This window comes from Escherichia sp. 94.0001, from assembly GCF_013369155.2.
GTDB lineage: Bacteria > Pseudomonadota > Gammaproteobacteria > Enterobacterales > Enterobacteriaceae > Escherichia > Escherichia coli_F.
Window position 1 is genome coordinate 1 of sequence record NZ_JABWMS020000185.1, and the last position, 979, is coordinate 979.

The window sequence follows — 979 nt, forward strand, 5'->3', positions numbered from 1 at the left end:
GCATTATTACTCGGATGATAAATAATATTATCATTAATGTTTTTTTCTATATGCTTCAAAGCCTCATATTTTATCTGCAGCGAACGGCTATGTAAGTCAGAGCGAGTGCCTGGAACAAAGTCCATTCCAATACGTACAGCCCCCTGAATATAATCACAGATATTGCTAGATTCTTTTACTATAGCACTATGTAAAATGCTACTTACACCAGACAATGCATTATAACCAGGTACAGCTCCCATCGCCATATTCCAAATTGTACCTAAAAAATGTAACACAGCTCTCCCATCAGGAGAAAGAGAAGACTTATCACGATGATTTGTACTATCATTAATATCGATACTTAACTCAATCAATCCACTTAAGCCTTCTTGAATAACCTTATCAAACCCCCAAATAAACTGCTGCCCGCCATTCATATGGGATACTTCTTTTTTGAACTTTTCTATTGCCTCTTTTTGTTTATTATTCTTTTCTGATTTTGACATCCAGCGAGCAGATGATATATTATTAATTTCATGGACAAACTCAAGAATAGTATTCTGAAGCACTTTATTAACATTAAAGATAGATGATAAATCACATTTTGACACAACATTTTCCAATACATCTTTTGTTATAAAATGTTTTTTCGCCCACTCAATCTGTCTATCAACAGCTAATAAAAGCAATTCTTTAGATATTCTGGCATTCCTAGGTTTAGGATTCATACCCTCAGTTATACCATACTTTTTTATTATATTTTCCGCTATTCTATTAACATCATCATGTTTAATTCCCTGTCGTATATTTAAAGAATATCGAAGAATATCTCTAATAAGATCATATCTGGCATTAAGAACATCCTTTTTAAGCAAACAATTAGTCAATCCTTTCTTTATAATATTATGGATAACTAATTCAGATATTTTAATGCTTTTTTTCATCTCATTATTGGAAATAACTCTCATTTTTTTGCTTTTTCTATATACGTTCATTG

Annotated in this window: 1 pseudogene; it reads right to left on the reverse strand. The window is 31.5% G+C overall.

Annotated features, from left to right (window positions below):
* Positions 1 to 979: pseudogene (gene espN, locus HEN33_RS25095) on the reverse strand (type III secretion system effector EspN); the annotation flags it as partial.